Origin of the sequence: Campylobacter sp. MIT 12-8780 (assembly GCF_006864535.1) — a bacterium.
In the GTDB taxonomy this organism is placed as follows: domain Bacteria; phylum Campylobacterota; class Campylobacteria; order Campylobacterales; family Campylobacteraceae; genus Campylobacter_D.
In genome coordinates this window covers 25,828-49,252 of the sequence record NZ_QHLL01000002.1, presented here as the reverse complement: position 1 = coordinate 49,252, position 23,425 = coordinate 25,828, and the positions used below count along the sequence as shown (strand labels likewise).

The window sequence follows — 23,425 nt, the reverse complement described above, 5'->3', positions numbered from 1 at the left end:
TAAGGCAAAATCATGCAAATAATGCTCTGTGCGATCTGCAATATCTCAAGTGGAAATTGTTCTGAAGACTGCAAATACTGCACTCAAAGTCGTTTTGTAAAAACTGATATCATTAAATATAAACAAAAAGATATAGAACAAATCGTGCTTGAAGCAAAAATGGCAAAGAAAAACCATGCTTTAGGCTTTTGTTTGGTGAGTGCTGGACTTGGGCTTGATGATACTAAGCTTGAGTATGTTTGCAAAGCAGCTCATGCGGTAAAAAAGGCTGAACCTGAACTCATGCTTATCGCTTGTAACGGACTTGCAAGCCTTGATCAGTGCAAAGAACTTGTTAAGGCTGGGGTATTTTCATATAATCACAATCTTGAAACTTCAAAAGAATTTTATCCTCAAATTTGCAGCACACACAGCTGGCAAAGCAGATTTGAGACGAATTTAAACGCCAAAGAAGCCGGACTTATGCTTTGCTGTGGTGGAATTTATGGACTTGGTGAGAGTGAAGATGATAGGATAAGTTTTAGAAAGAGTTTAAAAGAGCTTGAGCCTTTTTCCTCGCCAATTAATTTTTTTATACACAATGAAAATTTTTCAATCAAGCCTAAAAAACTCAGCACAGATGAAGCCTTAAATATCATCAAACAAAGCAAAAAAGACTTACCAAACACACATATTATGATCGCTGGTGGGCGTGAAGCCGTGCTAAAAGAAAGACAATATGAAGTGTTTGAGTATGGAGCAAGTGCTGTGGTGATAGGGGATTATCTTACCACTAAAGGCGAAGAAGCTTGTAAAGACATACAAGAGCTTGAAAAAAGGGGATTTAGCTTTGTTACACAATGCCATTGACGCTCAAGCTTTAATCGATCTTAAAATTTTACTTGTTATCGCTTGTGTTTTGCTTTTATCACCTTATATAGCCAAGCTTTTAAAGCTGCCTGTTTCAGCTACTGAGATCATACTTGGGGCTTTAGCGGCGTTTTTTGGCTTTGTGGGAAAGAGCGAGAATTTTCATCTTTTGGCTAATGTTGGCTTTTATTTTTTGATGTTTATTGCTGGTATGGAAGTAAATTTAAGACTTTTTTTTACTATGCAAAAAAGCCTTTTTAGACGCAGTATTTTTTATATAAGCTTGCTTTACCTCATCAGTTTTATCGCTGTGAGTGCGTATGGGCTGAGTCTTATTTTTGTCATTATTTTACCGGTGATGAGTGTTGGGCTTTTATCTATTTTGTTTAAAGACTTTGGTAAGGATTGTGAGTGGCTTAATCTTGCTATGCTTGTAGCAACTTTAGCTGAAGTTGTCAGTATCATCTTGCTTACTATCACAGGGGCATTTTTGCAGGATACGACTTTGTTTGATGTGGGGCTAAATTTACTTTATTTGTTTGCATTTTTAGTCTTTTGCTTGTTTGGTTTTAAAATTTTAGGCATTCTTTTTTGGTGGTATCCAAATTTAAGACTTGTTTTAATGCCTTGGCAGGATAAAAACGAAAAAGATATTCGCTTTTGTATGGCGATTTTAATCCTTGTCATCATCACCATGATACTAGCTCATCTTGAAATCGCACTTGGAGCCTTTATAGCAGGCTCATTTATCGCGACTTTTTTCAACCACAAAAAAGACTTAGAAGAAAAGCTTGCTGGCTTTGGATATGGCTTTTTAATCCCGATTTTTTTCATTTATATAGGCTCGACGCTAAATTTACACTTGCTTGTAGAACTAGGTGTGCTTGAAGATGCTTTGTATTTGCTTTTGGCGATGATTGGCTTAAGGCTTGTTTGTGCTTTGGTATTTCTTAAAAAACTTGAGCTTAAAAATACCATTTTATTTGCACTCAGCCACTCCATGCCTTTAACTTTACTTATCGCTACGGCTACGCTTGGTTTTAATGCAAAGGTTATTGATTTTGAGCTTTATTCAGCTTTGATTTTAACAGCTTTACTTGAAGCTGTATTTGCGATGAGCTTGATTAAACTTATCACAAACTTTAAAAAAGTAACAAATGAATATAAAGCTTAAACTAAAAAAGTTACTTTTATACTCAAATTTGACTTTTTGCCTTTCAAAGCTGAGAGTAAATTAAGCCCTTTTTTGTTAGTATATCTTATACATAACTTAACAAGGAGAACGACAATGTCAGATTCAATCAGCGTAACAGACAACAGAAATGGCAAAAGCTACGAATTTCCGATCTATAACGCTTCTATAGGACCAAGCGTAGTAGATATGTCAAGCTTTTATAAGCAAACTGGTTTATTTTCATATGATGAGGGTTTTACCTCAACAGCAAGTTGTAAAAGTGAGATCACCTATATAGATGGAGAAAATGGAGTTTTAATGCACAGGGGCTATCCTATAGAATGGCTTGCTAAAAACAAACTCTTTTTAGATGTGGTGTATTTGCTTTTATATAAAGAGCTTCCAAGTCCACAACGTCTTGAATCCTTTCGCTATGAGCTTAAAAAACGTTCTTTTATCCATGAGGGTATGTGTAAAATTTTTGATGCATTTCCGGATAATGCTCATCCTATGGCTGTGTTACAAGCTGCAACAAGCTCACTTTCAGCCTTTTATCCAGATCATTTAAATATGGATATTAAAGAAGAATATATGGAAATGGCAGCACGAATCATCGCTAAAATGCCTACTATCGCAGCTACAGCTTATCGCTATAAACACGGCTTTCCACCAGCCTATCCAAATTTAGATCGCGGTTTTACTGAAAACTTTTTATATATGCTTCGCACTTATCCTTATGATCATGTTGAGCTTAAGCCTATTGAGATTAAAGCTTTAGACACGGTTTTTATGCTTCATATTGATCATGAGCAAAACGCTTCAACCTCAACCGTTCGTGCTGTTGGCTCAACACATGCTCATCCTTATGCGTGTATTAGTGCTGGTATAGGTGCGCTTTGGGGGCATGCTCATGGAGGAGCAAATGAAGGGGTGATTCGTATGCTTGAGATGATACGCACGCCAGATCGCGTTGATGAGTTTATCAAAAAAGCAAAAGATAAAAACGATCCATTCAGACTTATGGGCTTTGGGCATAGAGTGTATAAAAACTTTGATCCTCGTGCAAAAGTGCTTAAAAAGCTTAGAGATGAGCTTATTGATGCTATAGATATTGATACAAATTTGATTAAAGTCGCTGCTCGTATCGAAGAGATCGCTTTAAGTGATGAGTATTTTGTAAGTCGCAATTTATATCCAAATGTGGATTTTCACAGCGGATTAATACTTAAAGCTCTTGGCATACCAAATGAAATGTTTGCTGTGCTTTTTGTTATCGGCAGAACTCCGGGCTGGATCGCTCAGTGGATAGAGCTTAAAGAACAAGAAAGCCTTAAGATAGTGCGTCCAAGACAACTTTACATCGGAGAAAAACCAAAGGTTTAATCTTTTACCCTATAATCACGCTCATATAAAGGGGTAAAATGAATCTTGATCGCTTGCTTAGTATCGCTTTAGAAGCTAGCTCAAAGGCTTCTAAAGCTATCTTAAATGTAAAAAATGATTTTAAGGTATGGCAAAAAGATGATTTAAGCCCCTTAAGCTCTGCTGATCTAGCTTCAAATGAAGCTTTGATCGAAATTTTAAGTCAAAGCAATATTCCTATTTGCTCTGAAGAAAAGCCTATAAGCTATGATGAAAGAAAGCACTTAAAACACTTCTGGCTTATCGATCCGCTTGATGGCACAAAAGGCTTTATCAAAGGAAGTGATGAATACTGCATACTTATCGCTTTAATAAAAGATCAAAGACCAATTCTAAGCATCATCAAACAACCCAGCACAGATGAATGCTTTTACGCACACAAAGAAAGCAAAGTATATAAAAACGACACCTTGCTTCAAAAAGATGAAAACGCATTTAAAGCAAGCGAAAAAACAGCTCTTGTTAGCGTGCATCACCCAAACGAAAAAAACCAAGCCTTTTTAGATCAAAACGCTCTTGAGACGATTAAGATCAGTTCAGCACTTAAATTTAAGCTCTTGCTTGAAGGAAAGGCTGGCATTTATCATCGTTTTGAAAGCTTGCATTCTTGGGATATAGCCGCTGGGGATTTTTTAGTCAATCAAAATGAAGGCTTGATGTGTGATTTTAACCATACACCCTTACTTTACAATCAAAAAAGCTTCTTATGCCCCGGTTTTATCGCTTTAAGTAAAAAAGAAAACTTTCATACTATTATCTTATAGGAACTTTTTGTGATTCGAATTCTTATTTTTCTTTTTGTGCTATCGCTAAGCTTTTGTTTTGGTAATGAATTTGCCAATAAAATCATCATCAAACTTGAAGCAAATGATGATTTTACGCTTATTGATCTAGGGCAAAGCCAAATTTCAAATAACGAAAAAGCCTTATTTGATAGTTCAAAAGAGCTGGTAAAAAATAATTTATATTTGCGTTATGAGGATAGCTCCAAAGACTTCGTGCTTTTAACCGGCTTTAGCACAGCTTTTAAACTTGATTTAGAAGAATTTAATGCAAGTGCAAATGAACTCAGCGCAGATATCTTTGAACGTTTTGTTGAAAAAGTAAGCCTTGAAAGAAGCTTAGAGCTTTTAAACAAGCAAAATAACATACTTTATCAAACTCCAAGCAACTTTACTGCTCTAAGCAAAGATAAAAAGCATCTTATGTTTGATATATCAAATTTACTCAACTATGAAGCTGATCTTGAAAGAATGTATGCAAAAGCCCCTGAATACATACTTTTCATAGTGCTAGATAATTTCGAGCTAGAAATTCAAAAAAAATGGCTCATGCAAAAAAAAGTCGCAAAAATCGGCGTGCTATATAAAATCGTCAATTTACGCACAAACAAGATCATCAAAAACGAATACCTAAGCTTTTACTTTGATCTTTTAAAGCAAAAAGAAGCTCAAGCAAACTATGAGCTTAGTATCGAGGAAATCAGCTCTTTTTTAAAAGACTATTTCTCCAAACTTGCCACAAAACTTAGATGAGAATAACTTCTTTTTCAAGATGAATGCCAAATTCCTCAAATACTCTTTTTTGAGCCAATTCTATCAAAAAAAGAGCATCTTCAAAGCTTGCGTTTTTGGTATTGATGAGAAAATTTGCATGCTTTTGACTTATCATGGCATCTCCTTTTTTAAAGCCTTTAAGTCCCACAGCTTCGATAAGCCTTCCTGCAAAATCATCTTTTGGGTTTTTAAAGATAGAGCCAAAACTTGCCCCATTTGGCTGGTTGTTTCTAGCTTGTTTTAAAGCCTCATCTTTCTTTTCATCAAAGCCGTATTCAAGCTTAAAAATCGCTTCAAACATCACTTCTTTTACTCCACAACAGCGGTAAGAAAAGGCACAATCTTGCTTTAAAAGCTCTTTATTAGCAGTGTTTATGCTTATGAGGTTTTTGCTGATATTTTCATCTTTTAAGCCAGCATTCATTTTTAAAAGCCCACCTAAAAGCCCGGGAATTTTACCTAAGAATTCAAAGCCGGCAAGATTGTGTTTTTTGGCAAAAAGATAGATTTTTTTAGCATTACACGCACAGCCTATTTTTAACGTGCAAGAGCTTGAGTTTTGCTCCATAACTTCAATAAAGTCAAATTCTTTTCCCAAAAGAGCAAGTTTTTTAGGGCTTGGCGAAACAAGCAAATTGTTTGCCCCACCTACAACAAAGCCCTTAAATTCACGCTTAGTATCTAAAATTTCAACCTCAAATGCCTCGCCTATGCGAACGCTTGAGTATTTTTTAAAATCAACAATCATCGTATAAAAGTTGGAATTTGCTCAAAAATCCCTGTGGTAAAGTCAATCATAGTATTCATCATCCAAGGCATTAAAAAGATCAGCACCACCACAACAAGCAAAATCTTTGGCACAAAAGAAAGCGTCATTTCATTGATCTGCGTTGTAGCTTGAAAGATAGAGATGATAAGCCCAGCGATAAGCCCAGCCAAAAGCATAGGTAAAGAAAGCATAAGCGTTACCTTAAAAGTTTGCACGCCTAAAGCTACTAAAGAACTTTCCATTTAATTCCTCTTCATTTTTGCCTAATTATAGCTTAAATTTCATCATTTTAAACGCAAAATTATGAATTTCTTAAAGCCTCATACTCAAGCGGGATAAGATAATCCTTGCTTTGAATGAGCTTATCATAAAATCCAGCCTTAAAACCAAGCTCAAAAAGCTTATCTACAGCCTTAAACTGAATTTCATTCATACTAATGGAGTTTTTATTTGCATACAAATCAAGATAAGTATGAAGTTTTGCTTCATCAACGCGGATTAAGCCCCTTTGCAAAAGCATTTTGCTTAAGATAGAGCGGTTATGATCAGCTAAACTTACAGCCTGAGTTAAAATTTGCTCTATTTTAATCGCATCGCTAAGCGGTAAAGAACGACGCAAAGCCATTCCACCAAGTGGTAAGGGTAAATTTTCTTTTGCAAACTCAAGCCAAAGATCAAAAATTTCAACCTCCACGCACAAGCTTTCATCAAAATCCAAAATGCTTTCATGGATAAGCACGCCAGCATCAACTTCCCCGCTTAGCACCGCTGCTTCTATCTCAAGGAAATTTTTATATACTATGCGAGCTTGTGGGTATTTAAGGCGAAAGATTAAAGCATTTGTGGTATTTGCTCCACTTAAAGCGACTTTGAAATTTGACTTTAAGTGCGTGCTTTTTTTCTTGATGAGCTTTGGACCATAACCCTCGCCAAAGCTTACTGCTGTGCGTAAAAGAGCGTATTCATCAGCGATTAAAGGATACAGGGCAAAAGAAATGGCACTTGCATCAAAAACATTTTCTAAAGCCTTTTCGTTAAGCGTTTGTATATCAAGGGCTGAGTTTTTAAAACAAAACTCCTCGCCACACCAGCCAAACTTAATCGCCATATACATAAAAATATCATCAGCATCAGGAGAATGAGCCACTTCAACTAACTTTTTCACTTCAAGCCTTTTTGTAAATTTTTAAAACAAGGCTATATTATAGCACTTTTTAGCTAATTTTACTGAACTAAAATCAAGTATTTTAAATGCTTGGATAGAAATTTTTCATTTTTTATACGAAATAAAACTTTCCTTAAACATAAATGGTGTAAAATAAAACTTTGAATTTTACAAAGGAAAGAGTATGGATGAAAGCAAGAAAAAATCCCTTGATGCAGCACTAAAAAGCCTAGATAAAACCTTTGGCAAAGGCACTATACTAAGACTTGGCGACAAAGAAGTCGAACACATTGACTTTATCAGCACAGGCTCAGTTGGGCTTGATCTTGCTCTTGGCATAGGAGGTGTGCCAAAGGGTAGGATTATAGAAATTTATGGACCAGAAGCCAGCGGTAAAACAACCCTTACCCTTCATATCATCGCAGAGTGTCAAAAAGCTGGTGGAGTATGTGCTTTTATAGACGCTGAACACGCTCTTGATGTAAAATATGCTAAAAATTTAGGCGTAGATACAGATAATCTTTACATCTCTCAACCAGACTTTGGCGAGCAAGCCTTAGAAATCGTTGAAACCATAGCTAGAAGTGGAGCAATTGATCTTATCGTCGTTGATAGTGTGGCAGCTCTTACACCAAAGGCTGAGATAGAAGGAGATATGGGCGATCAACATGTGGGGCTTCAAGCGCGTTTGATGAGTCAAGCCTTAAGAAAGCTTACTGGTATAGTGCATAAAATGAACTGCACCGTGATTTTCATCAATCAAATTCGTATGAAAATAGGTGCTATGGGTTATGGCACTCCAGAAACTACCACAGGGGGAAATGCTTTGAAATTCTATTCTTCAGTGCGTTTAGATGTAAGAAGGATAGCCACTTTAAAGCAAAATGAAGAGCCAATTGGCAACCGCGTTAAAGTAAAAGTAGCCAAAAATAAAGTCGCGCCTCCTTTTAAACAGGCTGAATTTGATGTAATGTTTGGCGAGGGAATTTCTAAAGAAGGCGAAATCGTTGATTATGGTGTAAAGCTTGATATTATCGATAAAAGCGGAGCGTGGTTTTCTTATAAGGCAAGCAAATTAGGACAAGGTAGAGAAAATGCTAAGGCTTACTTGAAAGAAAATCCAGCCATAGCTGAAGAAATAGTCACAGCCATACAAGGTTCTATGGGTATAGAAGGAGCTTTAGCAAGTGATGATAAAGAGGAGGAAGAAGAATGAAAATCAAAGACATAAGAGCCTTTGAAGTGCTTGATAGCAGAGGCAATCCAACCATAAAAGCAGAAGTTTTACTTGAAGATGGATCAGTCGGAGCTGCTATAGTTCCAAGTGGAGCAAGCACAGGCTCAAAAGAAGCCTTAGAGCTTAGGGATAAAGATGCACGATTTGGCGGCAAGGGCGTTTTAAAAGCTGTAGCAAATGTCAATGGCACAATTGCTCAAAATTTAAGAGGCTTAAGCGCTTTTAATCAAAACAAGGTCGATCAAAGCTTACTTGAACTTGATGGCAGTAAAAATTATGCAAATTTAGGAGCAAATGCGACTTTAGGTGTAAGTATGGCAGTAGCGCGCGCAGCTGCAAATTCGCTGAATATCCCTTTATATCGATACTTAGGCGGAGCAAACGCAAGCGTGTTACCGGTACCAATGTGTAATATCATCAATGGAGGCGCTCACGCAAACAATAGCGTGGATTTTCAAGAATTTATGATTATGCCTTTTGGTTTTACTAGTTTTAAAGAGGCTTTAAGAGCAGTATGTGAAATTTATGCAAGCTTAAAAAGCGAGCTTGCAAGTTTAGGGCATTCAACCGCACTTGGCGATGAGGGAGGCTTTGCTCCAAATTTAGCTAATAATACCGAGCCTATCGAGCTTTTAATGACTTGTATCAAAAAAGCAGGCTATGAAAATAAAGTCAAAATCGCTCTTGATGTTGCAAGCACAGAGCTTTACAAAAACGGTAAATACGAGCTTGAGGGCAAGAGCTTTTCAAGTGAGGATTTAATCGCTCGCTATGTAGAACTTTGTGCGAAGTATCCAATTTGTAGCATTGAAGATGGTTTGGCTGAAGATGATTATGAGGGTTGGATCAAGCTTACTGAAGCTTTGGGTAAGAAAATTCAGCTTGTGGGCGATGATTTATTTGTAACTAATGAAGAAATTTTGCGTGAGGGTATCATTAAAAAAATGGCAAATGCTGTTTTAATCAAACCAAATCAAATCGGCACTATCACACAAACGATGAAAACAGTGCGTTTGGCTCAAAGGCATAATTACAAATGCGTGATGAGTCACCGCTCTGGGGAAAGTGAAGATGATTTTATCGCTGATTTTGCTGTGGCTTTAAACACAGGGCAGATTAAAACAGGAGCTTTAGCAAGAGCTGAACGCACCGCAAAATACAACCGCTTGCTTGAGATAGAGCTTTCAAGTGATGAATTTATAGGAGATAAACTCTGAGCGATTTACTCAAAGAATACGATGAACGCACTCGTAAAAAAGAATTCCGCAAAGAGTTATTAAGGCTTTGCGCGTATGGCTTTTGTGCGATCATCGCAGCGATTTATTTTGGTAATATGCTTTTTGGGCAAAGCTCGCTTGAAACCTTGCTTGCCCTTGAAGCCACTAAAAAAGAGCTTAATCAACGCATTGCATGGCTAAAGACACAAAATGCTTTGGCGCAAAAAGAGTATTTTGAACTCAAAGGACTGTATCCAAATGAAAACAAATAATTTATTTTTTATTTTTTTATTATGTTTGAGTTTAAACGCTGATCAAAATCCTTTTATCAGCCCTCAAAGCATAGATCAAAACGCTATTGCACCAGAATTTGACAAGGCTGAAATTCGCTTTAATTCAGACGCTAGGATTTTAAAAAGCATTCAACTTGAATACATAGCCCTTGATGGCTCGACAAAAACTCTAGTCGTGGATATCAACAAAAGCATAGATTGGCACAATCTTTACTTACTTAGCAAGGCTTCAAAGCCAAATTCTACAGCCGTGCTTGATGTATCTGTTACCATACCAGAAAAAGCTCTTCCTACAGAAGCTGAACTTAATTCAAGCACTGAATTTCAATTCCCAGAAAATAATGGCAAACTTGAAGAATTTATCTCTTTTGCAAGCTTTAATAACCGCATTAAAATCAACACTCAAGATGAGATGATTAGCGATTTTATCGTGGGAAATCCAAGCAAAATCGTGCTTGATTTTAAAAGAGACACTGCCTTTAATACCAAAAATATCAAACTTGGCTCAAACACACCTTTCACAAGAATGATACTTGGCTCGCACAAAGGCTATTACCGCCTTGTTATTTATATGGACGGCAAGTATAATTACCGCCTTGAAAAAGACGCTAGCGGCTACACCTTGCACCTTTTATAATGCCAACAAAAGAAAATTTACTTTTTATCTCGCTTTGCTATCTGGGCGTAGTGCTGTATATGCTTTTGCAAGCTCATTTTTTCTTTGCTGTAGCTCTTGTGCTTTTTTATGTCCTTATCGCCTTTGTGTTTTTTTATCTTGATAAAAACAAAAAAGCTTGAAATAAAAAACTAAATATTAGCTTATTTGTGATAAAATAACGCTTTTATTTGCAAATACAAGAAAGGTAAATCCATGAAAGCTGAAGCAAAAAAAATTTGGATGGACGGCAAAATCATTGATTTTAAAGATGCAACTATACATGTTTTAACTCACTCTTTACACTATGGAAATGCTGTATTTGAAGGAACTCGTGTATATAAAACAGATAAAGGCTTGGCTATTTATCGCTTGCAAGATCATACAAAAAGATTATTAGAAAGTGCTAAAATCACGCTGATTGATTGCCCTTATTCTCAAAGTGAGCTAGAACAAGCTCAAATTGAACTTATTAAAGCAAATGAATTTAACACAAATGCCTATCTTCGCCCTATTATATTTTTAGGCGATGGCACTATGGGTGTGTATCATAAAAACGCGCCCGTTCGCACAGCAATTGCTGCTTGGGAAGTAGGAGCATATCTTGGCGAAGAAGGCTTGAAAAAAGGTATAAAAGTCAAAATTTCAAGTTTTGCAAGAAATTCAGTCAAAAGCTCTATGGGCAAAGCAAAAGCAAGCGCAAACTACTTAAATTCACAGCTTGCAAAATACGAAGCCATAGAAGCAGGCTATGAAGAAGCGTTAATGCTTGATGAAGAAGGCTTTGTGGCTGAAGGCACAGGTGAATGCTTTTTTATCGTTAAAAATGGCGTTTTAATCACTCCACCAAATGATTTTTCACTTAAAAGTATCACTCAAGATAGCGTGATTAAGATCGCTGAGGAGCTGAATTTAGAAGTTAGACGCCAAAGAATTTCAAGAGATGAAGTTTATACCGCTGATGAAGCTTTTTTCACAGGCACAGCAGCTGAAGTTACACCGATTAACAATATAGACGCACGCATTATAGGGCAAGGGCAACGAGGTGAGCTTACTAAGCTTATACAAGATGCGTATTTTGATGTGGTGTATGGACGCAACGAGAAATTCAGCTCATTTTTAACTTATATCAACTAAAAAGGACATAAATGCCAGCAGATTTAAATGATTATTTTAACAAAAAAAACGGCAACTCAAGTGGTAACAAAGACAGACAAAGCTTTAATTTCAAAGCCCCAGAATTTAATTTCAAAGGCTTTGGTAAATTTTCTCCGCTCATTTACACTCTCATTATCCTTGTGCTTATCTTAGTGCTTGCAAAGCCCTTTGCTATAGTTAATGAAGGTGAAAAAGGTATCAAAGTAACCACAGGAAGTTATGATCCTGTGCCTTTAAATTCAGGGCTTCATTTTTTCGTGCCTATCTTTCAAAAAATCATTATCGTAGATACTCGCCAAAGACAGATGACTTACACCACTTCAGAAGCTCCAACGACGATTCAGCAAAGCTCGGGCATAGTTGAAAAAAGCTCTATTTCTGTGCTTGACTCAAGAGGCTTAACCGTGCTTGTTAATATCACGGTTAAATACAGCCTCAATCCAGATGAAGTTTCACGCACCATAGCCCTTTATAATCTTAACTGGGAAAACAAAATCATCGATCCAACCGTGCGCGATGTGGTTCAAAGTGTGATCGGCAAATACACCGCAGAAGAATTACCAGCCAATCGTAACGCTATCGCACAGCAGATTAATGATGGCATTACTAAAACCATCACTTCTTTACAAAATGCGCCGGTATGGCTTCAAGATGTGCATTTAAGAGAAATCATACTTCCAGCAAGCGTAAAAGAACAAATCGAAAGAGTGCAAATCGCTAGACAAGAAGCCGAACGCGCCACTCAAGAAGCTATTAGAAAAGCAACTTTAGCAGAAGGTGAAGCAAACGCAACCATCATTAGCTCAAAAGGACGAGCAGACGCAGCGCGCATAGAAGCTGACGCGCAAGCTTATGCAAACAAAGAAATCGCGCAAAGCCTAAATAATCCGCTTTTAAATTTAAAGCAAATCGAAGTGCAAGGCAAATTTAACGAAGCCCTACAAAACAACAAAGACGCAAAAATCTTTCTAACACCGGGCGGATCAGTGCCAAATATCTGGGTAGATACCAAAGATACCAAACAACAAAGCTCAGTAGGCACAAGATAGCAAAGAGGAAACGAGCATGGCAGACGGGCTAAGAGAAAATTTACTCTTTTATCTTAAGCACCTTTATCCAGTGGATTTTTTGTTTGCCTTGCTCGTTGTTTTTATCTTTATCTGCGTGCTTTTATTTGTCGCTTTTTTGCGAAATTCCCCTATCATCGCTACTTTACTCATCTTGTTTAACTTTATCTTTTGTTCGTGTTTGGCTGTGTATGGATACCAATTCATAGACTCAAAAGTGCGTCAAAGAGCTGTAAATATAGTCAATGAAAATTTTTATGGCAGTTCAAATTTCGCCCTTGACTTTAGTATCAGCAATGACTCAAAATACAATTTCAAATACTGCAAAGTTAAAGCCAAAATTTACGATCAAGCCGACGCAAACGCTAGTTTTATCACGCGTTTAAAAAGCGAGTATATCCCCATACGCGTAAAAAGCAAAACCATAGATGAACTTTTAAAAGGACAAAGCAAAGATCAACGCATTAACTTTGAAAATTTAAGCCACGAAAACAATTTTTCAGTAAAACTTCAAAGCGAGTGTTTTTAATGACTATCTTTCATTTTATCGTATGTATAGTGTGCTTGCTTGCTTTTGTGCTAGGTTGCGTGATTATCTTTATCAAGGTAAAACAGCTTCACACTGCTATAGCGTGCTATTTTATCAATATACTCATCACTTCCATACTGATATATTCACTCTTTTTAACAATAGAACAATACACCAAACAAGCTGAAATTTCAAATGTCAAATTCATAAGAAATCTTCGCACCGAAAGCGTTGTCATCAGTGGCAGAGTAACAAATAAAACCAAATTTGACATCAACAAATGTTTTTTAGAACTCACCATAACAAACAAAGTCGGTGGTGGCGAAGGAGCTTTTAAAGCAGACTCAAGCAAAACTATCCAAAGAGGCTCAAACAGCGTGCATTATGATATACAGATCATCAAAACCCTGCCCGGAAATACTTACAAGGACTTTCAAGCTCAAATTCCCTTTCCACCGCAGTTTGTGAATGTCGAGTTTTATCATCTTTTACATTGTATATAAGCTCTTTTAAATTTTTGTATCATTGTAAGGGGCAAAGTGATTGTTTTTTTATCAAGCTTTAAAGCACCCAGCCCGCGACTTCTTAAGGGTGCTTGATTTGTGTTTAAGTTATGCTTAAGCGGGCTTTAGATATTATATCAGTGTTTATTTAGGTTTCTAGTTGAGGAGTTGTAAAAACTCTTTGGCTAGTTGCAAAATCAAGATAATGATCTTTAAGACTTTCTCTATCATTTATCCACCCCTTTCCGCACCGAAAAGAAGTTAAGCACTTAAACGCCGAGAATTCTAGCTGAATTTACTTTTAAAAGTGCTTAATATAAAAAATTGCAAAAACAAAAATTTTATATTTTTAAGCGATTATTTTTTATCAAGCTTTAAAGCACCCAGCCCGCGACTTCTTAAGGGTGCTTGATTTGTGTTTAAGTTATGCTTAAGCGGGCGTTTTGTATAATTTAGTTTGGAATTTATAGAGTTTTGTCAAGGAGTTTTAAAAGCTCCCTGATAAGCTCAAGTATCAAAATAAGAATTTTTAAAAACTTACCTATCAAATCAAGCCCTCCTTTCCGCACCGAAAAGAAGTTAAGCACTTAAACGCCGAGAATTCTAGCTGAATTTACTTTTAAAAGTGCTTAATATAAAAAATTGCAAAAGTAAAAAGTTTATATTTTTTAAGTGATTGTTTTTTATCAAGCTTTAAAGCACCCAGCCCGCGACTTCTTAAGGGTGCTTGATTTGTGTTTAAGTTATGCTTAAGCGGGCGTTTTGTATAATTTAGTTTGGAATTTTAAAGGTAACTAGTTGAGGAGTTGTAACAACTCTTTGGCTAGTTGCAAAATCAAGATAATAATCTTTAAGACTTTCTCTATCATTTATCCACCCCTTTCCGCACCGAAAAGAAGTTAAGCACTTAAACGAGAAAATTATAACTGAACTTGCTTTTAAAAGTGCTTAATATAAAAAATTGCAAAAGTAAAAATTTTATATTTTTAAGCGATTATTTTTTATTAAGCTTTAAAAAGCACCCAGCCCGCGACTTCTTAAGGGTGCTTGATTTGTGTTTAAGTTATGCTTAAGCGGGCGTTTTGTATAATCTAGCTTGGAATTTATAGAGTTTTGTCAAGGAGTTTTAAAAGCTCCCTGATAAGCTCAAGTATCAAAATAAGAATTTTTAAAAACTTACCTATCAAATCAAGCCCTCCTTTCCGCACCGAAAAGAAGTTAAGCACTTAAACGCCGAGAATTCTAGCTGAATTTACTTTTAAAAGTGCTTAATATAAAAAGTTTGCAAAAGTGAATTCTTTATATTTTTGCGGATTTGTTTTGTTTTTTTCAAAAGTTGGAACACTTCTTGCTTATGTATTGCAAACAATATTTCATAAAGGATTCACTATGATGAGATCACTTTGGTCTGGAGTATCTGGACTTAGAATGCACCAAATCGGTATGGATGTTGAGGGTAATAACATCGCCAATGTTAGCACCAACGGCTTTAAATACTCTCGTGTTAATTACAGCACTATGTTTTCTCAAACTATGGCTATCGCTACGCGTCCAACAGGCGAACTAGGCGGACAAAATGCGATGCAAATCGGGCTTGGTGTAAATGCAAACTCAACTTATCGTATCCACTCACAAGGAAGTATCACAAGAACAGATAGCAACTATGATATAGCGATCAATGGAAATGGATTTTTCTTAGTGAGTGATGATGGCGGAGACAGCAAATACCTCACAAGAGACGGCGCATTTAATGTTGATGCGGCTGGAAATTTTGTCAATGCTTCAGGTTATGTCGTGCAAGGCTGGGTAAGAAACCCTACCACAGGACGCGTTGATACCACCGTGCCAGCAGGCAATATCAGCTGGGATCCTGCTATGCAACTTCCAGCAAATCCTAGCTCACAAATTTATCTTAATGCTTCTTTAAATAGTGGCTTAAAGATCGATGAAGCAACTTCAAGAGTGATTTATAGCCTTGATTCAGTGTATAATTACAACACCAAAACAGGACAAGCTACTGATGAAAACGATAGTGGCACAACGCAGTTTTATACCACTTCAAACAACGAGCAAGCCGTAACTGAAAAAGGTGTGGATTTTGCTTCTTTGTTTGATGGTGATTCATATCAAAGCTTAAATGTTCGTGATGGACAAGGCATTTGGATGAGTTTTGCTGATGCTGAGTTTAGCACAAATAAAACTGGACTTAATGCTTTTGATCCAAATTTAACTCAAAGTCAAACCGCTGCATTTTGGGGAAGCACAAATGGCAATGTGCAACCAAATACCGTAAATTTAGATATCACGATAAATGGCGTTGCTATACAAAACAACACTATCACTAGCCTTGATCAAGCGATCCAATACATCAACACCTTTACCGCAGCTACAGATACCAGAGAGGGCACAGGTGTAAGAGCGGTAAAAAATGCTGATGGTTCAGGTATAGACTTTATCAATACCAATGCAAACGGCACAACTGATAGTATGAAAAATATCAATTTAGTAGTCAATGCTGCTAACACAGCCGGTGAAGCACATAATATCACTTATAATGCAGCCACTCAAACATTTGTTACAGCTGCCTTAGCAAGAAATACTCCAGCTGGACAAACTGGAACTCCATCTTTATGGACTGCTGATGGCACAAATGTTACAGCAACCATAACCGGTGCTGGAACAGCTGGTGCGGCTATAGCTTTTACTACAGGAGCTGCATATGGCACAGATGCCACTAGCAACCTAACCCTTAATAGCGTGCGAGTTATTACCGCTCACAAATACACTTATAGTTCTTCGGCTCAAAATTTATCGCCGATGTATAATCCAGATGGTGGAGTGCAATACACTCCAGGCGTTGGCGCAAATGCAAACAATTTGACATGGCCAGCCACCGATCAAGGTGTAGCTTCACAAAACTACTACAACGCTGTTGTGAATGGTAGTCTTAAAAATAGCGACACAAGGGTATTTCACTCAACAGAAGACTTAAGAGAGCTTTTGCAAAGAGATGCAAGGTATGGGGTGGATTATGATGGCACAGGCACACATGATACAGGCGATTTGAATGAAAAAGTCAAGGTTGTAGTCAATGAAACTGGAAACTATGTGATCTCAAATCCAAATGAAACCACCACAACACCATCTTTAACAACGATAGGTGGTGCTGCGTCGGCTCCTTTAACCGCTGATCCTAAAAATATGAATTTCCAAGCTACAGAGTATCAAGACGCAGCTGGAACGATCAGCAAAAATACAGCCTTTTCAAATGTCTTTCAAGGCTGGGAAGGCAATCTTAACACCGGCACAGCAAACAAATCCACCAAAGACTTAGCCTTAAGTGCCTTTGGGGCTTCTTTGCAAGTCTTTGACTCTTTAGGAACTGAACATCTTATCAGTGTTGAGTGGGTAAAACAATCCACCACACTTGATGGAGGTAATGAATGGCAAATGATTATAAAAGTGCCAGAACCTGCTACGATCAACACTACAGGCGATGGTCCAACAAACATAGTCGTAGGAAATGTGCGTTTTGGTAATGATGGCTCTTTGATCTCATATAGCCCAAGAACGATTAATTTCAGCGGAAACAACGGCTCAGCACCAAATCAACAAATTTCTTTGAATTTGGGATCTTCTGGGGACTTTGATGGACTTGTCAGCAACGATCAAACCTCAGCCTTACAAAAACAACAAACAGACGGCTATAAACCGGGCTCTTTAAGACAAGGTGCGGAAAATATCCGCGTGGATCAACAAGGCAATATCATCGGAAGCTTTGATAATGGAATCCAACTTGTCCTTGCTCGTGTAGCTATGGGTAATGTAACAAATGATGCTGGGCTTGAAGATATGGGAGGCAACCTCTACCGCGTCAGTGCAAACTCTGGGGACTTAACCATAGGCACTTCAGGCACAGGCGGACGAGGCACAATGCAAACTTCAGCACTTGAAAGCTCAAATGCTGATCTTAGCACAAGCTTGACAAATCTCATCATCATACAAAGAGCGTATCAAGCAAACTCAAAAACGATCACAACAAGCGATCAGTTGCTTAACACACTCATACAGCTTAAACAATAAGCTTTTAAAAGCTTTTTAAGCTAAGCCTAGCCTAAGTGGGCTGGGCTTAAAATCTAGCTTGTTATATGAAGTGAGTTAGATTTTTATAAAAAATGAAAAAGCCTTGCTTTTTAAGCAAATTTGGAATGAAATTTGCTTTTAAGTAAGTTTTAAATGCTTCTTCGTGAAGCAAAATCAACTAAAAATTAAGCTGATTTTAAGCTTAATTAAAACAAGTGAAAAGAGCTAATAAAAGCTTCTTAAAGGTCCGGAGCATCCTTTGTCTTCCTTAAATTTCCACTCCGGATCTTTCAGAGGCTTTTTAAGCCTTGCTTTACAAGTCTATGATGTAGCCTTGTAATACGAGACTTTTTTGTGGGCTTGACAAACCTTCAATCTATTGCAAACTCGCTCTTTTTTAAGAGTGAGTTGCAAAGATACGCCTAAATAACACTTGTTTAAGCACTTGTTTTTATTGTTAAACTGGGTAAGATAAGCTGTATTTGTGAGCTTTTATTATCTAAGGAAGCTTTCAAGTAAAACTCCATCAACTCCTAATTTATAGGCTTTTTCAAGTTCTTTTAAATGTGGCACGAGAAGCAAAACTTTACTATCAAAAAGATAAAATTCAGCCATTTTGCTTGCCTTTTGGGCTAAGTTTTCATCTTTAAGCAAGATAAAGCTTGCTTTTAGGGCATTGGCAAGTAAAATTTCATTTTCATTTTGAGCTAGGATAGCAAATTTAAAGTCTTTTTCAAGACAAAGTTTGATGAAGTTTTCATCGTATTTGAAGCAAAATATATTATTTTCATCTTTTTTATCATCGCTTTTGAGCTCATTTTCGCTCAAAATTTGCTTAAAATGAAAACTTTGTATGAGTTTGTGTCCAAAGATCAGCATTTTTATCCCTTGAGTTAATTTATTTAGTTTTATCTTTTATCAGCTTTTATAGTTTTTAATGTCTTTAACGCTTCAGCTCCTTTGATAAAGCAATATTTTCTTTGTTTGTCATTGATGATTTCAACTTCTTTGAGGTGCATAAGCTCATTTTCAAGCTCGCTTCCTTTATAAAGTAAAAAAAGCGAATTTGTATCAAAAAATCCCTCGCAAAGCTTGATAAGTGGCTCAACTTTCATCAAGGCTCTTGAGGTGATGAGATCGGCTTTAAATTTGGGCTTAAAAAGCTCGATTTTTTCTTTATGAATGTGTAAATTTGCAAGCTTTAAACGCGTTTTTATAAGTCTTAAAAAGGCTGATTTTTTAGCATTTGGCTCAAAAAGATGAAAATCAGCCCTTAAAAAAAGAGCTAAAAAAAGAGCTGGAAAACCTGCCCCAGAACCTATATCAACCGCTGTTTTAACAAAGCTTAAGTCTTTAAAATCAAGCGCTTTTACACTATCATAAATTTCTTTATCTAAGTCTTTAAAATGGCTAAGATTATGCACTTTATTAAATTCACTTAAAAGCGTTTTATACTCTAAGCATTGATTTTCAAACTTTTTTTGCTCGCTTAAACTTAGCTTTTTGATATACTCAAGCATTTTAAAGCAAATGCCCCATTTGTTCTTGCTTTACCTTAAGATAGCCTTCATTAAAGCGGTTTGCTTTGATTAAAATCGGCACTCTTTGAAGCACCTTAACGCCTAAGCTATCAAGCTTTAAGGGGTTATTTGTAAGCAAATTGACTTCTTTGATTTGATAATGCTTGAGTATAAAATCAACAACTTCATAATGCCTCTCATCAGCCTTAAAACCAAGCTTGAGATTCGCTTCTATGGTATTTAGCCCACAATCTTGCAAGGCATAAGCATTGACTTTATTAAAAAGCCCTATTCCACGCCCTTCTTGCCTAAGATAAATGATTAAACCGCCGTTTTTTTCTATATAATCAAGTGCAAACTCAAGCTGAGGACCACAATCGCATTTTAAGCTTCCTAAAGCATCTCCTGTAAGGCATTCTGAATGAATTCTTATATTAACAACACCCTTTAAATCGCCTTTTATGATACATAAATGCTCTTTTTCCTCGCCACTTGCAAGCTTTTCTTTAAAGCTTTGAATTTGAAACTGCCCAAATTTGCTTGGTAAATTTGCTTGATCTGAAATTTTTATATCCAAAATTAAGTCCTTATCAAAATAAAATATGTTAAAATCGCTGTGATTTTACCAAAAAAAAGGAAATTAAATGTTTAAAAGACTAAGAAGATTGCGAATGAATGAAAATTTAAGAGCTATGCTAAAAGAAACTTCCCTAAAAATAGAGGACTTCATATATCCGCTTTTTGTGGTAAATGGTAACAATGTAAAAAAAGAAATTTCTTCAATGCCCGGTGTGTTTCAGCTTAGTATTGATGAGCTTTTAAAAGAGTGCAAGGAACTTGTAAGCTTAGATATCAAGGCGATCATACTTTTTGGGGTGATAGAAAATGAGCTAAAAGATAGCTGTGGCAGCGAAGCGCTTGATGAAAACTCACTCATTGCAAGAGCTATTAGGGCTATTAAGGCTGAGTATCCACAGCTTTTTATCATCACTGATCTTTGCTTTTGTGAATACACCGATCATGGACATTGCGGTATCATTGATCCGCACACTAAAAGCGTGGCAAATGATCTTACCCTTGAAATTTCAGCCAAGCAAGCCCTAGTGCATGCAAGAGCTGGAGCTGATATGATCGCACCAAGTGGTATGATGGATGGCATTATCGCTACTTTGAGAAAAGCCCTTGATGAAAATGGCTTTGAAAACCTACCTATAATGGCGTATTCAACTAAATTTGCTTCAGCTTTTTATGGACCTTTTAGAGATGTAGCTGAATCTGCTCCAAGTTATGGAGATAGAAAAAGCTATCAAATGGACTATGCTAACGCTAAAGAAGCACTTTTAGAAAGCCTTGAAGATGAAAAGCAAGGCGCTGATATACTCATGGTAAAACCAGCCCTTGCATATCTTGATATCATCAAAGAGCTAGCTCATCACACTTTGCTTCCAATTTGTGTATATAATGTCAGCGGCGAATATGCTTTACTTAAAGCTGGCGCAAAGCTAGGCGTGATAGAGTATGAAAAGCTAATGGTAGAAACGATGATCGCCTTTAAAAGAGCTGGCGCAAAGCTAATCATCAGCTATCATGCTAAAGAAGTAGCAAGGTTGATAAAAGAGGGGAAAATTTAAGGAAAAATAAAGTTTTATCGCTAAGAAATTTGCTGTGAGGTATAATATTTTAAAGACAAAAAGAGCAAAAAAGAATGATTTTTTGCTATAATTTTAATTTGCGTGAGAAAGGATAATCATGAGGCATTGTTTGACTTTAAGGGATTTTAGCAAAGATGAAATTCTAGCTCTTGTAGCTAAGGCTAGCGAGCTTAAAAAAAATCCGCAAAAATTGCTTATCGATAAAACTTTGGCGATGATTTTTGAAAAAAACTCTACACGCACTCGAATGGCTTTTGAGCTTGGCATTACTCAGCTTGGCGGTAAGGCTTTGTTTTTAAGCTCAAATGACTTGCAACTTAGTCGTGGCGAGCCTATCAAAGATACGGCTAGGGTTATTGCGAGTATGGTTGATTTTGTTATGCTTAGAGTCAATTCTCATGAAACCTTGCTTGAATTTGTTAAATACTCCAAAGCACCTATCATCAATGGCTTAAGTGATTTGTATCATCCAACTCAAGTTTTAGGGGACTTGCTTACCATCAAAGAATACAACAAAAAAGGCAAAATCGCTTATATAGGCGATAGCAACAATATGTGTAATTCTTGGCTTATCACGGCTTCAATACTTGGCTTTGAGCTTAGCATTGCTACACCAAAAGGCTATAAGATCAACGAAAATGTGCTTGAGTTTGCACTCAATGAAGCTAAAAAATCAGGTGCAAAACTCAGCTTTACAAATGATAAATTTGAAGCCCTAGCAGGTAAAGAAGTCATCATCACTGATACTTGGGTTTCTATGGGACAAGAGGCTGAAAAAGTAAAGAGGCTTAAAGACTTTGAAGGTTTTATCATCGATGAAGAAGCGATGAAAAAAGCTGAAAAAGAAGCGATTTTCTTGCACTGCTTGCCAGCGTATAGAGGCTATGAAGTAAGCGAAGAAGTGTTTGAAGCTCATAGCAAAGAAGTGTTTGATGAGGCGGTAAATAGGCTTTATGTAGTAAAGTCTTTGCTTTGTTTTTTAGACGCTCATCGTTAAAAGATAAAAAGCCACCAATACCACACCCCAAACAAAGTTACTAAAACAATACCAACAAGGGTAAGTAAGCTTCCAAATTTCATCATATCTAAAGTTTTAATCCCACCTTGAGCAAAAACTATAGCATTTGGCGGGGTTGAGATAGGGATCATAAAAGAAAAGCTCGCACAAATCGTGATGATAAGCATAACAAGCATGCGGTGCGTTTCATCTAAAAAGCTTGCTGTAGCGACATTAATGATAGGCAAGATGATAGCAATAAGTGCTGTAGTGGATAAAAAGCTCGTAGCAACGATAGCACAACAACTTGCGATAAACACAAAAAGCACAAAAGGCAAATCCTTAAAAAGCAAGAAAAACTTCTCAAATGCCCCACTTAGCTCAGCTTGAGAAAAAGCTGTGGCGATACAAAAGCTTGCTCCAAACAAAAAGATAAGTTCATAAGGTATGGATTTTGAATCATTCCATGATAAAAAGCCTATTTTTGGCAAAAACATCATCAAACCAAAGGCAAGCAAAACCACATTTTCATTTAAGCCCAAACCATTGTAAAATGGCTTTATAGGCGAGTTTATAAAAAGAGTGATGAGTAAAGCGCACAAAAATACAAGCAAACGTTTTTGCTCTTTGGTGCTTTTCATCTGTGTAAAAGCTTCTAAATTCAAGCTCTTGCCCTCAGTATTAAAAGAAAGAATTTTAATCATCGCAAAAAGCATAAGCAAAGTGATAGGAAGCATCATAAAAATCCAAGTTGTAAAGCTTAGACTTGGCATGTGGATATTTTCTAAAAAGCCAAGATAGATTAAATTTGGCGGACTTGAAATAGGCGTTGTGATCCCACTAATACTTGCTGCAAAGGCTATAGTAAGCAAAAAACGCGTTCTTAAAAAAGTATCATCACTGATTGACATCGCAACAGGTAAGAGTAAAAGAGCTACGGTTGAGTTTGACAAAGCAGAGCCAAGCACTATACTTGCAAAGCCAAGAGCGCAAATCACACCTTTTGGGGTTTGAGGAAAGCGGCTTAAAAAAGTCTTGGCGATCACCTTGTGAAGTCCTGTTTTTTCAGTAGCTGTAGCAATCATAAAGCCACCTAAAAACAAAAATATTATGGGATTAGCATAATTTGCAGTGGCTTGCTTTGTCTCTAAAATTCCAAAACTAGGAAAAAGTATAATAGGAAGCAAGGAAACAACGCCCATAGGCAAAGCTTTGTTCGTCCACAAAGTCACCAAAAGTGCCATTATACCAAGCAAGATAGAAACTTTAATGGAAGCTTTGAGGTAAAAAAATGCTATCGCTGTAGCGATGAGGGCAAGAAATATTGCCAAAACCAAGCCTAAAAAAATTTTAAAAAATTGCTCATCTTTTAATTTTTGTTTGTTAAGCTGGGCTTTTTGGCTCATCTTTACTCCAAGATCGCTTTTTGAAAAAGATTATAACTTATCTTAGCTCAGTTTGTGTAAAAAAGAAGCAAAATTTAAGAAAGCAAGGTTTCATTTTGTAAATTTTATAAAGTTTTTATTGTTAAAACTATCCTGAAAAGTTCTTTCATTTTTTATCTTGCAACTTAGCTTGT

At 36.7% G+C, this 23,425-nt stretch carries 24 protein-coding genes; 17 read left to right on the top strand and 7 right to left on the bottom strand.

Annotation, left to right across the window (positions count from 1 at the left end; all coding sequences use genetic code 11):
- The first annotated feature begins 12 nt into the window (after positions 1–12).
- The 5 genes from DMB95_RS01700 (at position 13) to DMB95_RS01680 (ending at position 4,980) form a co-directional block, all read left to right on the top strand.
- The gene (locus tag DMB95_RS01700) at positions 13–849 is read left to right on the top strand and encodes a biotin synthase (RefSeq protein ID WP_142930649.1); all 837 of its coding nucleotides are present in this window, start codon (positions 13–15) and stop codon (positions 847–849) included.
- A complete protein-coding gene (locus DMB95_RS01695; protein ID WP_142930648.1) occupies positions 830–2,023 on the top strand; it encodes a cation:proton antiporter in 1,194 nt (397 codons plus the stop codon). Before DMB95_RS01700 ends, DMB95_RS01695 begins: the two co-directional genes overlap by 20 nt.
- 114 nt (positions 2,024–2,137) lie before the next feature.
- Complete coding sequence (locus DMB95_RS01690; protein ID WP_142930647.1) at positions 2,138–3,406, top strand: citrate synthase; 1,269 nt, start codon at positions 2,138–2,140, stop codon at positions 3,404–3,406.
- A 38-nt stretch (positions 3,407–3,444) separates the two neighbouring features.
- Complete coding sequence (locus DMB95_RS01685; protein WP_142930646.1) at positions 3,445–4,209, top strand: 3'(2'),5'-bisphosphate nucleotidase CysQ family protein; 765 nt, start codon at positions 3,445–3,447, stop codon at positions 4,207–4,209.
- A 9-nt stretch (positions 4,210–4,218) separates the two neighbouring features.
- Positions 4,219–4,980 carry a hypothetical protein gene (locus tag DMB95_RS01680; RefSeq protein WP_142930645.1) on the top strand — a complete coding sequence of 254 codons (762 nt, stop codon included), beginning with the start codon at positions 4,219–4,221 and terminating at the stop codon, positions 4,978–4,980.
- On the opposite strand, the gene DMB95_RS01675 is transcribed toward DMB95_RS01680, so the two are convergent.
- The 3 genes from DMB95_RS01675 to DMB95_RS01665 are packed head-to-tail and all read right to left on the bottom strand — an operon-like array spanning position 4,973 to position 6,935.
- On the bottom strand, positions 4,973–5,749 hold the full coding sequence (locus tag DMB95_RS01675) for a UDP-N-acetylmuramate dehydrogenase (RefSeq protein WP_142930644.1): 777 nt from the start codon (positions 5,747–5,749) through the stop codon (positions 4,973–4,975). The genes DMB95_RS01680 and DMB95_RS01675 overlap by 8 nt on opposite strands.
- Complete coding sequence (gene fliQ, locus DMB95_RS01670; protein ID WP_137631995.1) at positions 5,746–6,012, bottom strand: flagellar biosynthesis protein FliQ; 267 nt, start codon at positions 6,010–6,012, stop codon at positions 5,746–5,748. The genes DMB95_RS01675 and fliQ overlap by 4 nt, the downstream gene beginning before the upstream one ends.
- A gap of 59 nt (positions 6,013–6,071) precedes the next feature.
- A complete protein-coding gene (locus DMB95_RS01665; RefSeq protein WP_137631994.1) occupies positions 6,072–6,935 on the bottom strand; it encodes a menaquinone biosynthesis family protein in 864 nt (287 codons plus the stop codon).
- A gap of 184 nt (positions 6,936–7,119) precedes the next feature.
- Between DMB95_RS01665 and recA the strand changes: the two genes are divergently transcribed.
- From recA to flgE, 10 genes are all read left to right on the top strand, one after another.
- On the top strand, positions 7,120–8,151 hold the full coding sequence (recA, locus tag DMB95_RS01660; RefSeq protein WP_142930643.1) for a recombinase RecA: 1,032 nt from the start codon (positions 7,120–7,122) through the stop codon (positions 8,149–8,151).
- Positions 8,148–9,389, top strand: a complete 1,242-nt coding sequence (gene eno, locus DMB95_RS01655) for a phosphopyruvate hydratase (protein ID WP_142930642.1) — start codon at positions 8,148–8,150, stop codon at positions 9,387–9,389. The genes recA and eno overlap by 4 nt, the downstream gene beginning before the upstream one ends.
- Before the next feature lie 89 nt (positions 9,390–9,478).
- On the top strand, positions 9,479–9,661 hold the full coding sequence (locus tag DMB95_RS09530) for a hypothetical protein (protein WP_442861441.1): 183 nt from the start codon (positions 9,479–9,481) through the stop codon (positions 9,659–9,661).
- On the top strand, positions 9,648–10,319 hold the full coding sequence (locus tag DMB95_RS01650; protein ID WP_142930641.1) for an AMIN domain-containing protein: 672 nt from the start codon (positions 9,648–9,650) through the stop codon (positions 10,317–10,319). The genes DMB95_RS09530 and DMB95_RS01650 overlap by 14 nt, the downstream gene beginning before the upstream one ends.
- Positions 10,319–10,480: a hypothetical protein gene (locus tag DMB95_RS09525; protein ID WP_162056698.1), complete on the top strand. Its 162-nt coding sequence runs from the start codon at positions 10,319–10,321 to the stop codon at positions 10,478–10,480. Before DMB95_RS01650 ends, DMB95_RS09525 begins: the two co-directional genes overlap by 1 nt.
- A gap of 73 nt (positions 10,481–10,553) precedes the next feature.
- Positions 10,554–11,474, top strand: a complete 921-nt coding sequence (gene ilvE, locus DMB95_RS01645; protein WP_142930640.1) for a branched-chain-amino-acid transaminase — start codon at positions 10,554–10,556, stop codon at positions 11,472–11,474.
- Between the two features lie 11 nt (positions 11,475–11,485).
- Positions 11,486–12,544, top strand: coding sequence for an SPFH domain-containing protein (locus DMB95_RS01640; protein ID WP_142930639.1), 1,059 nt, complete (start codon positions 11,486–11,488; stop codon positions 12,542–12,544).
- A gap of 16 nt (positions 12,545–12,560) precedes the next feature.
- Complete coding sequence (locus tag DMB95_RS01635) at positions 12,561–13,091, top strand: DUF2393 family protein (protein WP_137631988.1); 531 nt, start codon at positions 12,561–12,563, stop codon at positions 13,089–13,091.
- Complete coding sequence (locus tag DMB95_RS01630; protein WP_137631987.1) at positions 13,091–13,594, top strand: DUF2393 family protein; 504 nt, start codon at positions 13,091–13,093, stop codon at positions 13,592–13,594. The genes DMB95_RS01635 and DMB95_RS01630 overlap by 1 nt, the downstream gene beginning before the upstream one ends.
- A gap of 1,389 nt (positions 13,595–14,983) precedes the next feature.
- Complete coding sequence (gene flgE, locus DMB95_RS01625) at positions 14,984–17,677, top strand: flagellar hook protein FlgE (protein ID WP_142930638.1); 2,694 nt, start codon at positions 14,984–14,986, stop codon at positions 17,675–17,677.
- Between the two features lie 495 nt (positions 17,678–18,172).
- Here flgE and DMB95_RS01620 read toward each other — a convergent pair whose 3' ends face one another.
- The 3 genes from DMB95_RS01620 to ribA are packed head-to-tail and all read right to left on the bottom strand — an operon-like array spanning position 18,173 to position 19,774.
- Positions 18,173–18,556: a hypothetical protein gene (locus DMB95_RS01620; RefSeq protein WP_142930637.1), complete on the bottom strand. Its 384-nt coding sequence runs from the start codon at positions 18,554–18,556 to the stop codon at positions 18,173–18,175.
- Between the two features lie 29 nt (positions 18,557–18,585).
- Positions 18,586–19,197 (bottom strand): 16S rRNA (guanine(527)-N(7))-methyltransferase RsmG, encoded by a 612-nt coding sequence (gene rsmG / locus DMB95_RS01615; RefSeq protein ID WP_142930636.1) that lies wholly within the window; start codon positions 19,195–19,197, stop codon positions 18,586–18,588.
- Between the two features lies 1 nt (position 19,198).
- Positions 19,199–19,774: a GTP cyclohydrolase II gene (ribA, locus tag DMB95_RS01610; RefSeq protein WP_142930635.1), complete on the bottom strand. Its 576-nt coding sequence runs from the start codon at positions 19,772–19,774 to the stop codon at positions 19,199–19,201.
- Between the two features lie 67 nt (positions 19,775–19,841).
- Between ribA and hemB the strand changes: the two genes are divergently transcribed.
- Both hemB and argF read left to right on the top strand, forming a co-directional pair.
- Positions 19,842–20,828 carry a porphobilinogen synthase gene (gene hemB, locus DMB95_RS01605; RefSeq protein ID WP_142930634.1) on the top strand — a complete coding sequence of 329 codons (987 nt, stop codon included), beginning with the start codon at positions 19,842–19,844 and terminating at the stop codon, positions 20,826–20,828.
- 118 nt (positions 20,829–20,946) lie between these two features.
- The gene (gene argF / locus DMB95_RS01600; protein ID WP_142930633.1) at positions 20,947–21,846 is read left to right on the top strand and encodes an ornithine carbamoyltransferase; all 900 of its coding nucleotides are present in this window, start codon (positions 20,947–20,949) and stop codon (positions 21,844–21,846) included.
- Here the strand turns inward: argF and DMB95_RS01595 are convergent.
- Positions 21,843–23,252, bottom strand: coding sequence for an SLC13 family permease (locus DMB95_RS01595; protein ID WP_142930632.1), 1,410 nt, complete (start codon positions 23,250–23,252; stop codon positions 21,843–21,845). The genes argF and DMB95_RS01595 overlap by 4 nt on opposite strands.
- Positions 23,253–23,425: the final 173 nt, after the last annotated feature.

Bases quoted from the DNA above. Each gene is read 5' to 3' on its own strand.
- DMB95_RS01700 (WP_142930649.1), top strand. From the start codon at position 13: ATGCAAATAATGCTCTGTGCGATCTGCAATATCTCAAGTGGAAATTGT.
- DMB95_RS01690 (WP_142930647.1), top strand. From the start codon at position 2,138: ATGTCAGATTCAATCAGCGTAACAGACAACAGAAATGGCAAAAGCTAC.
- DMB95_RS01685 (WP_142930646.1), top strand. From the start codon at position 3,445: ATGAATCTTGATCGCTTGCTTAGTATCGCTTTAGAAGCTAGCTCAAAG.
- DMB95_RS01675 (WP_142930644.1), bottom strand. From the start codon at position 5,749: ATGATTGTTGATTTTAAAAAATACTCAAGCGTTCGCATAGGCGAGGCA.
- fliQ (WP_137631995.1), bottom strand. From the start codon at position 6,012: ATGGAAAGTTCTTTAGTAGCTTTAGGCGTGCAAACTTTTAAGGTAACG.
- recA (WP_142930643.1), top strand. From the start codon at position 7,120: ATGGATGAAAGCAAGAAAAAATCCCTTGATGCAGCACTAAAAAGCCTA.
- eno (WP_142930642.1), top strand. From the start codon at position 8,148: ATGAAAATCAAAGACATAAGAGCCTTTGAAGTGCTTGATAGCAGAGGC.
- DMB95_RS01650 (WP_142930641.1), top strand. From the start codon at position 9,648: ATGAAAACAAATAATTTATTTTTTATTTTTTTATTATGTTTGAGTTTA.
- DMB95_RS09525 (WP_162056698.1), top strand. From the start codon at position 10,319: ATGCCAACAAAAGAAAATTTACTTTTTATCTCGCTTTGCTATCTGGGC.
- ilvE (WP_142930640.1), top strand. From the start codon at position 10,554: ATGAAAGCTGAAGCAAAAAAAATTTGGATGGACGGCAAAATCATTGAT.
- DMB95_RS01640 (WP_142930639.1), top strand. From the start codon at position 11,486: ATGCCAGCAGATTTAAATGATTATTTTAACAAAAAAAACGGCAACTCA.
- DMB95_RS01635 (WP_137631988.1), top strand. From the start codon at position 12,561: ATGGCAGACGGGCTAAGAGAAAATTTACTCTTTTATCTTAAGCACCTT.
- DMB95_RS01630 (WP_137631987.1), top strand. From the start codon at position 13,091: ATGACTATCTTTCATTTTATCGTATGTATAGTGTGCTTGCTTGCTTTT.
- flgE (WP_142930638.1), top strand. From the start codon at position 14,984: ATGATGAGATCACTTTGGTCTGGAGTATCTGGACTTAGAATGCACCAA.
- DMB95_RS01620 (WP_142930637.1), bottom strand. From the start codon at position 18,556: ATGCTGATCTTTGGACACAAACTCATACAAAGTTTTCATTTTAAGCAA.
- rsmG (WP_142930636.1), bottom strand. From the start codon at position 19,197: ATGCTTGAGTATATCAAAAAGCTAAGTTTAAGCGAGCAAAAAAAGTTT.
- hemB (WP_142930634.1), top strand. From the start codon at position 19,842: ATGTTTAAAAGACTAAGAAGATTGCGAATGAATGAAAATTTAAGAGCT.
- argF (WP_142930633.1), top strand. From the start codon at position 20,947: ATGAGGCATTGTTTGACTTTAAGGGATTTTAGCAAAGATGAAATTCTA.
- DMB95_RS01595 (WP_142930632.1), bottom strand. From the start codon at position 23,252: ATGAGCCAAAAAGCCCAGCTTAACAAACAAAAATTAAAAGATGAGCAA.